12 protein-coding genes and 2 pseudogenes are annotated in these 7,130 nt (G+C 57.2%); 13 read left to right on the top strand and 1 reads right to left on the bottom strand.

The window, feature by feature from the left end:
- Positions 1–76: 76 nt before the first annotated feature.
- The 3 genes and pseudogenes from PG892_RS20775 to PG892_RS20765 all read left to right on the top strand — a co-directional run.
- Positions 77–607, top strand: a pseudogene (locus PG892_RS20775) (DUF932 domain-containing protein); the annotation flags it as partial.
- Positions 608–701: 94 nt separating this feature from the next.
- Positions 702–1,691, top strand: a complete 990-nt coding sequence (locus PG892_RS20770) for a YqaJ viral recombinase family nuclease (protein WP_163156114.1) — start codon at positions 702–704, stop codon at positions 1,689–1,691.
- Entirely contained in the window at positions 1,688–2,668 is a 981-nt protein-coding gene (locus PG892_RS20765; RefSeq protein WP_052814540.1) for a recombination directionality factor, read from the top strand. Before PG892_RS20770 ends, PG892_RS20765 begins: the two co-directional genes overlap by 4 nt.
- 11 nt (positions 2,669–2,679) lie before the next feature.
- Here the strand turns inward: PG892_RS20765 and PG892_RS20760 are convergent, their stop codons facing one another.
- Positions 2,680–3,030, bottom strand: coding sequence for a helix-turn-helix domain-containing protein (locus tag PG892_RS20760; RefSeq protein WP_024945016.1), 351 nt, complete (start codon positions 3,028–3,030; stop codon positions 2,680–2,682).
- 246 nt (positions 3,031–3,276) lie between these two features.
- On the opposite strand from PG892_RS20760, the gene PG892_RS20755 reads away from it, so the two are divergent.
- From PG892_RS20755 to PG892_RS20710, 10 genes and pseudogenes are all read left to right on the top strand, one after another.
- Positions 3,277–3,600 (top strand): hypothetical protein, encoded by a 324-nt coding sequence (locus PG892_RS20755; RefSeq protein ID WP_024945017.1) that lies wholly within the window; start codon positions 3,277–3,279, stop codon positions 3,598–3,600.
- A 12-nt stretch (positions 3,601–3,612) separates the two neighbouring features.
- Positions 3,613–4,062, top strand: coding sequence for a hypothetical protein (locus PG892_RS20750; RefSeq protein WP_024945018.1), 450 nt, complete (start codon positions 3,613–3,615; stop codon positions 4,060–4,062).
- Between the two features lie 83 nt (positions 4,063–4,145).
- The gene (locus PG892_RS20745) at positions 4,146–4,493 is read left to right on the top strand and encodes a YkvA family protein (protein WP_024945019.1); all 348 of its coding nucleotides are present in this window, start codon (positions 4,146–4,148) and stop codon (positions 4,491–4,493) included.
- Between the two features lie 19 nt (positions 4,494–4,512).
- Positions 4,513–4,938 carry a DUF2787 domain-containing protein gene (locus tag PG892_RS20740; RefSeq protein WP_024945020.1) on the top strand — a complete coding sequence of 142 codons (426 nt, stop codon included), beginning with the start codon at positions 4,513–4,515 and terminating at the stop codon, positions 4,936–4,938.
- A gap of 9 nt (positions 4,939–4,947) precedes the next feature.
- Positions 4,948–5,376, top strand: a complete 429-nt coding sequence (locus PG892_RS20735) for a hypothetical protein (RefSeq protein ID WP_270825794.1) — start codon at positions 4,948–4,950, stop codon at positions 5,374–5,376.
- Positions 5,351–5,626, top strand: coding sequence for a hypothetical protein (locus PG892_RS20730; protein WP_042048606.1), 276 nt, complete (start codon positions 5,351–5,353; stop codon positions 5,624–5,626). Before PG892_RS20735 ends, PG892_RS20730 begins: the two co-directional genes overlap by 26 nt.
- Positions 5,627–5,750: 124 nt before the next feature.
- Positions 5,751–6,248 (top strand): RadC family protein, encoded by a 498-nt coding sequence (gene radC / locus PG892_RS20725; RefSeq protein ID WP_024945022.1) that lies wholly within the window; start codon positions 5,751–5,753, stop codon positions 6,246–6,248.
- Positions 6,245–6,436: a hypothetical protein gene (locus PG892_RS20720; protein ID WP_024945023.1), complete on the top strand. Its 192-nt coding sequence runs from the start codon at positions 6,245–6,247 to the stop codon at positions 6,434–6,436. The genes radC and PG892_RS20720 overlap by 4 nt, the downstream gene beginning before the upstream one ends.
- A gap of 24 nt (positions 6,437–6,460) precedes the next feature.
- Entirely contained in the window at positions 6,461–6,799 is a 339-nt protein-coding gene (locus PG892_RS20715) for a hypothetical protein (protein WP_024945024.1), read from the top strand.
- Positions 6,800–6,915: 116 nt separating this feature from the next.
- Positions 6,916–7,130, top strand: a pseudogene (locus PG892_RS20710) (hypothetical protein); the annotation flags it as partial.

Genomic DNA, 7,130 nt, shown 5'->3' with positions numbered 1-7,130 from the left:
CGGGGTGACGTGAGCGCGTTAAGGATCAGGGTGTTCACGTTGGCCGGAATGGCTGTTCAACTTCGCCGGAATACGCATCGCCACCAGTTGTGATGGTACGTTGTGCACCACAGCACAATTTACCTCGCTACGAGTCGTCTGTAATAACACATTGCAAATAGCACTACGGGATAATACTGGTGCGATCAAGGTTCCCCACTCCACTCAATTTAATGCTGCTGCCGTCAAAGAGGCATTGGGCCTTGGTATGGCAAATTGGGATCGTTTCCAACAAGAGATGACATCGTTGAGCAATCGTCCGGTATCACCCGTGGAAGCCCTTAATTTCTTCGGTGAACTACTCAATGATCCGGCTGGCGATGATGAGAATATTATTCTCAGCCGTCCCGCCCAAAAACTGCACGAGCTGTATATGGGCGCAGGCATGGGCTCAGAGCTTGCCAGCTCCCGCAATACCGCTTGGGGGTTGGTCAATGCGGTAACGGAATACGTGGATCACCACCGCCGTGCCCGCAGCCAAGATCACCGGCTCGATTCCGCCTGGTTTGGTCAGGGTGCCCAACTCAAATCCCAAGCCCTGAATCAGGCACTCACTCTGCTGCAGTAATCCCGCTTCCCCATTTAAACCGCATAACGAACTCACCCGGACTGGCGCATGCCAATCCGGGCGTTGCCATTTATGCCGTCAAAAAGGAGTCTTCATGAAATCAAAAGCCAAATACGGCCAAGCCCTGCGGCTGGCCTCCACTACCCAATTAACCCGCGAGCAGTGGCTTGCTATCCGCAAACTCGGCATTGGCTCTTCCGATGCCGCCGTGGCAGTCGGGCTCTCCCCCTACAAATGTCCACTCAGCCTGTGGTTGGAGAAGACTGGCCGCAAGGAGCCGGAGGATATCTCTCACAAGGAAGCGGTGCTGTGGGGCATTGAGCTGGAGCCGGTGTTGGCGCAGGTCTATGCCAAACGCACTGGCTACAAGGTGCGACGGGTCAATGCGGTACTGCAACACCCCGAGCATCCTTTCATGCTCGCCAACCTCGATCGGGAGGTAATCGGCCATCCCGATGGACCGGGCATTCTGGAGATCAAGACCGCCAGCTATCACAGCGCCCCCCAGTGGGAGGAAGGGGTGCCGGTGGCTTACCAGTGTCAGGTACTGCATCAATTGGCAGTTACCGGCCATGCCTGGGCTGAGGTGGCAGTGCTGATCGGCGGCCAGGATTTTCGGATTTACCGCATCGAGCGCGATGAGGAGAAGATCCAGGATCTCACCGAGCGGGAAGCGCAGTTCTGGCAGATGGTGCAACAAGACCAGCAGCCCGAGCCTGACGGCTCCAGTGATGCTGCCAATGCTCTGAGCTGGCTCTTCCCCCGCGATGATGGCCAGACTGTGGATCTCTCCGATTCCCCCGAGTTCAATCAACTATTTGGGGATCTGTTGCGCTTGCGTCAGCAAAAGGAAGCCGTCGAGCTGCAAGAGTCGCAACTCAAGCAGCGGCTGCAAGCCACCTTGGGTGAAGCGACAGCCGGGTTGTTTGCCGATGGCAAGATCACCTGGAAGCGCAGTAAAGACCGGCTAGCACCGGACCTGGATAAGCTCGGTCAGGATCATCCCGACCTGCTCACCCGTTACGTCAAACCGGTACCCGGCGTGCGCCGTTTCACCATTCAACCCTTGAGGCAAACACCATGATCAAAGGACTGGCGATCACCCCGCCCGTGATCGGGCGGATCTGCATCGGCAAGCTGGTGCAAAAACAGGATAAGTGGGTGCCGGAGAAGGACGACAGCTTCACCCTCACCACCCAGATACAGCAAAAGGGGGGATGGTTGCTCCATCCCCTGCATCAACACTACTCATCGCAAAAGAATAACCAAGGGCAGGAGCAGACCAAGATCCGCGCCATTCCGGTGCGGGTGCTGTTCAACGACAGCGACTTGAATCTACGGGCGGAATACAGTGCGTTTGACCGGCAAACCGGCAGGCCGCTCTGTGTCGGGAATGGGGAGGTGGCAAGACGCGTGGGGGCACAAGGCATAGAGGAGGTCAGCTGCCCTGGACCAGAGCGCTGCGCCTTTGCCGGGCAACAGGGCTGCAAGCTGTACGGGCGACTGAACCTGTTTGTGGAGGGGCAAGGGGATGAGCTGGGCAGCTTTATCTTCCGCACCACCGGCTACAACTCAGTGCGCACTCTGGCGGCGCGGCTGAAGTACCTGGAGGCAGTGAGCGGGGGCCATACCCGCTATCTGCCGCTCACCCTGCGGTTGCGAGCCAAGAGCACCACCCAGTCGTACCGCACACCGGTCTACTACGTGGATTTGACCTTGCGGGAAGAAACCAACCTGACTGAGGCAGTCAGGCAAGCACAGGAGGCCGCCCGGCGTGATCAAGAGGCGGGGCTCGCCATCGACCAGATGGAGCAGGCCGCTCGCGACCTGCTGCGCAATGGCCAATTTGAGGATATCGATGAAGAGGTGCCGATGCTGCTGGAAGAGTTCTATCCTGAAGCAAACAGCGACGATACGGCGAATGGAAACGTAGGGGCAGTGGAGGTTGCCTCGCATAACGCACCGCAAAGCCAAGTAACCAGAATGCCGCAGAGGCCACAACCAAGAAGGAGTCCACTCACCAACAAATTGGGGAAAGGGAGCCCATCCTCTCCCCAGTGAATGGCGGGCGTTCAGCCGGGACGGGCTAACCGCTCAACCAACCGCTCAACCGTTTCCAGCAACAGGGTTCGGTCAGCATCATCGAGCCGGGCCAGTTGCTGGCTCAGCACAATGCCCTGCTCGGTCGGGCGGTTACTGGTCTCGCGCAGAAAGTCCGCCAGCTCACAACCAAACAGTTGAGCGAGCTCCGCCAGCCGCACCACGGTCGGCACCACAATCCCTCGCTCCATTCGAGAGACGGCCTCCATCCCGATATTGAGGTGTTCTGCCACATGCTCTTGCGTGAATCCGGCTTGAGTACGCTTGTGGCTAATCGCCTTGCCAACGCTCTTGGCTAACAGCTCAAGGTTGATATCTGTCATGGTTCCTCCAGTCAACCCGTATGGTTGACCATGGACTCATTGACGATAAGGACTCAAAAAGGCGAGTATCAACTAAGTTGGTTGTAATTGGCCGTAAATCGATGATCGCTACGCTGACCGACTCACCGACAACAAACATCAATCCTCGTTTGTGGCATCCCCTCCCATCTCGGGTAAAGCGCTTTTACGCGAGCGGTTAGGGCGACTGCCATTGTTACTATTACTCTGTTACATAAGGAAAAGTACATGGCTCGTTATCCCGTTATTGCCACCCTCTTTTTTCTCGTCATCACCATTTACTCACTCTGGACCGGTAGCTCCCCGCAGCTCGGGTTCTGGGGCCATATCTGGCACTTTGTCTTTGGTTCTCTGTTTACCTCACTTGGCCTGATGGGCGGGGAATTGTTCCGCCGCTTTACCCAACCAGACATGCTGTTTGCTGACGGCGCACAGGAGATGTTCAAGAAAAAGTTGTTTTGGAAAGTTGGTCCCCAGCTCATCGGGGGCGTGGTGGGCTACATCGCGGCAGGTGGCTTTTTACAAAATGTGTTGGGGTACTACGTTGGATAAGGAGAGCTAACCATGAACAAATGTTGGATCACGTTGACGGCCATCCTGCTATGCAACAACGCCCTGGCCTATGGCGAGGCCGGACGCTGGAGCAGCGGCTGGGGTCAGGGCACCAGCGAATACACGGCGGTGGTCAACGAGCAAAACAACCTCTATATCGCCTGCAATGACACCCGAAAGGTCAGCATGACGGCCACGGTACAGGGCAAGGAGTACGGCTCTTATGCTGGGCAGGCTTTCTCCATCATCGTCGATGGCAGCCAATACGATGCGCCCTATGAGACAGAATCCCGTGTCGGTGAGAACAATTTCTTCGACATGTGGGGCAAGCTACGCAAGGCCAAGTCGATCCGCATTTTAACGGCTGACGGCAAGCAGCTGGCACTGCCGACCCAAGAGGTAGCCGCTGTACTGCCCGCCACTAATACCCCCGAGTTTGACTGCTTGATGTGGGACCAATAGATCACATCCATTCCCATCCAAGAGGAGGCATTTGCCTCCTCTTTTTATTTCTGCAATTCACCCACCCGTGAAGGAGACGCACTATGCCCCCCTGCATTCCCCCTGAATGCGAGCCGTTCGATCACCCAGGCTTTTGGCACAAACTCTGGGCCTTTGCCAAACGTGCCGGTCGGCCCTTTATCGAGACCTGCCTGTTGCTCTACTACACCAGCCAAAAGGATGATCTGCCACTTTGGGCCAAGCTCCTGATTTACAGTGCGCTGGCCTACTTTATATCGCCCATTGATGCGATCCCGGATGTGTTGCCGATGGGACTCACCGATGACATCGCGGTACTGAGTGCAGCTCTCGCCAGCATTGCCGCCTTTATTGATGAACAGATCCGTGCCCGTGTGGCCAAAAAAATGCGCGAGCTGTTCGGCCAAGATTAACCCCCACAAGGAGTACACCATGACCATTCCCTTTTTCCGGGACGGCTTTGCCCTGCCCGTAGCACAAGCATTGCTGGTTCAGCTTAACCAGGAAGTCGCTAAAACCGAGCTCAATCTTGAGCGCTTAACCCAACTGACCTTCAACTTCCGCAATCCCGGCTACAGTGTCGAACAAGGTGGCGTGCACCCGGTCGAGATCCGCCTGATCCGTGGGCTAGATGGCTGGCTGTTCGATTACGTCACCGACTTCAGCTACCAGGGGCTCGGCCATGATGCCGAGCTCTGCAAGGAGATCGACTTCAACTTCCTCGATGGGGAACACACCATGTTGGGCTGGGGACCGCTGCGGCTGGCCGAAGCGCGGGAATTGTTCGATATCTGGCAAAGCAACTTCATTGCCTACTGCCGGTTGGAATGCTTCAGCGTCACGGTCGCAGGAGATTAGGAGGTCACGATGACCCAAGAATTAGCGCTCTCCCACTACTCACGCCAGTGGCTGGGACGAGTCGCCACCAGCGCCAAGCTAACCCCCGCTCGCAGTGGTCAGCGTTGGCTGCTGCACCTGACACCGGATAGCCCACCAGCCCGCACAGTCACCTTGCAAGTGCGTTGGTCTGGCGTGCAGTGGCAACTGCTCTCCCTCACCAATGCCGAGGACTGGCACACCATGAGCCAGCCCGTGGATGAAATCTGTGTGGACCCTAAGCGTCGCTGTTTCTGGCGCAGCCAGGCAGGAGCCGTCCCACTCTCTGAGCAGCCCCGCGTGCTGGGAAGCTTTATGAGTGACCTGCAGCGTGCCTGCATCCATCACGGCTATCGTGTGGAGAGTGACCCCTTACCCCAAGAGGAGGCACAAGATGCCAAAACAACCGGTAGCCGTTGAACTTGAAGCCATCAATCGTAATGGCGAGACGCAAGTGGTTCGGGGCAGCGCCCTGCCCGTGCACGGCTACGGCGTTTACTTGCGAGCGGTAGAAGCCAGTGGATTGGCGCTGGCTACCTGGATAGCTGACTACGACACTATCGGCCAAGCCTATGAGCTGGCGGAACGGCTGAGCGTTGCGCTCGCTATGCCGCTCACCCTGCAGGTCCCCGGATTGCTGATGCCGGTGAAGCGTGCCCCTACAGCCTGAGCAGGAGCAGAAGCCGCCACCAAGACCAACTGAACTACCCTCAAAGTGAACCAACAACCGCTCTACCTTTAACCCCGACATGCTTCATGCGTGCCGGGGTTTTGTTTATTTGGAGAATTCCACTATGCGTTATCACAAGCTGAAAGCCGGGGAATGCCCCGGCACTTATGTCGTCACTGAACCCGTGACCGAACAAGACCTGCTGCGTATCGCCAACCAGATTGCCCGTAAGCGCTTGGCCAAAGGCACCGCCATTACCAGCACCACCGAGGCCGCCGAGCGGCTGCAAACCCTGCTACAGGACCGGGAGCATGAAGTGTTTGGTGCACTGTTCCTTGACTCCCAACACCGCGTACTGGCTTTTGAGGAACTGTTTCGCGGCACCTTGGACAGCGCCAGCATCTACCCACGGGAAGTAGTCAAGCGGGCCCTGATACTCAACTGCGGGGCCATCATCGCAGTGCACAATCACCCAAGCGGTGACCCTGAACCCAGCCAATCTGACCGGGTCTTTACCCAAGCCCTCAAGGAGGCCTTGGCGCTGGTCGATGTGCGATTGCTCGACCATCTGGTGGTCGGTGCCGAGGGCGTGGTCTCGCTGGCCGAAAGAGGTCAGCTATGACTCTAACCCTAGGTAAGTCACACCTCACCACCCTCGACATCCTCCTCGAGCTGCGCGGCTGGCTTGCAGACAACGTCGAGATGCAGGCCGAGCCTGCCATCGTGGCTCACCTGCCTAACGGCTATCAGCTCACCCAGAGCGATTGTGTCGAGGCCATTGATGCACTGCTCCATCAGCTACGCCCTTAACCGAGCCAAGAAGGGATAAACACCATGCGATTACCCAATCCCTATTCCCTTGAGGAAACCCTCGAGAAGCTACGCCATAGGCTAGCAGCCGCCTGCAACGAGGATGCGCTGACATTGCTGGAGAAGGCCGTCACCAAGGCACATGATGACGAGGCCTATGCCAAGCATTTTGAAGAGACCTTGCTGCAGGGATCCACCATCGAGATCCGCGAGTGTCTCAGCTGCTTTGGTGACTACTTTGAGCGATCCCGAGACACGCCGCCCTATTACCCGCATCACGATGCCGTCAACGGCATTGATGGTGCACTCTACGCCATCCTGTTCGATGCGGCTCTCCCCAGCACAGAGCAGGCGCACGAATAACGCCAGCATTCCCAAACCCGGATCATCAGGTCCAACACCAAGATCCGGATATTCCGATCCCCCCAACAAGGCCACCTCACTACAGGTGGCCTTTTGCATTTCAAGGAGTCATCCCCATGTCTGCTTTCATGATCGATCGCAAGGACTACCTTGCCTTTGCCGTTCAGTTACACCGTTTTTGCAATGCCCCCATGCCACCGCACTACACCCTTGAGCTGCTGCGCTCCCTCTGGTGGAACTCGCCAATGGATGTCACCAGTACCTGGACGTGGCGGGTAGACCGGCTGGTACGGTTGATGATGCTCGCCAACCGGCGGGCAGTCTGGCATCG

The sequence above is a fragment of the Aeromonas sp. QDB68 genome (assembly GCF_027707405.1).
Classification (GTDB): domain Bacteria; phylum Pseudomonadota; class Gammaproteobacteria; order Enterobacterales; family Aeromonadaceae; genus Aeromonas; species Aeromonas caviae.
This window is presented reverse-complemented; position numbering and strand designations above follow the sequence as displayed.

Bases quoted from the DNA above. Each gene is read 5' to 3' on its own strand.
- radC (WP_024945022.1), top strand. From the start codon at position 5,751: ATGCGTTATCACAAGCTGAAAGCCGGGGAATGCCCCGGCACTTATGTC.
- PG892_RS20735 (WP_270825794.1), top strand. From the start codon at position 4,948: ATGACCCAAGAATTAGCGCTCTCCCACTACTCACGCCAGTGGCTGGGA.
- PG892_RS20740 (WP_024945020.1), top strand. From the start codon at position 4,513: ATGACCATTCCCTTTTTCCGGGACGGCTTTGCCCTGCCCGTAGCACAA.
- PG892_RS20715 (WP_024945024.1), top strand. From the start codon at position 6,461: ATGCGATTACCCAATCCCTATTCCCTTGAGGAAACCCTCGAGAAGCTA.
- PG892_RS20730 (WP_042048606.1), top strand. From the start codon at position 5,351: ATGCCAAAACAACCGGTAGCCGTTGAACTTGAAGCCATCAATCGTAAT.
- PG892_RS20750 (WP_024945018.1), top strand. From the start codon at position 3,613: ATGAACAAATGTTGGATCACGTTGACGGCCATCCTGCTATGCAACAAC.
- PG892_RS20755 (WP_024945017.1), top strand. From the start codon at position 3,277: ATGGCTCGTTATCCCGTTATTGCCACCCTCTTTTTTCTCGTCATCACC.
- PG892_RS20720 (WP_024945023.1), top strand. From the start codon at position 6,245: ATGACTCTAACCCTAGGTAAGTCACACCTCACCACCCTCGACATCCTC.
- PG892_RS20770 (WP_163156114.1), top strand. From the start codon at position 702: ATGAAATCAAAAGCCAAATACGGCCAAGCCCTGCGGCTGGCCTCCACT.
- PG892_RS20765 (WP_052814540.1), top strand. From the start codon at position 1,688: ATGATCAAAGGACTGGCGATCACCCCGCCCGTGATCGGGCGGATCTGC.
- PG892_RS20745 (WP_024945019.1), top strand. From the start codon at position 4,146: ATGCCCCCCTGCATTCCCCCTGAATGCGAGCCGTTCGATCACCCAGGC.
- PG892_RS20760 (WP_024945016.1), bottom strand. From the start codon at position 3,030: ATGACAGATATCAACCTTGAGCTGTTAGCCAAGAGCGTTGGCAAGGCG.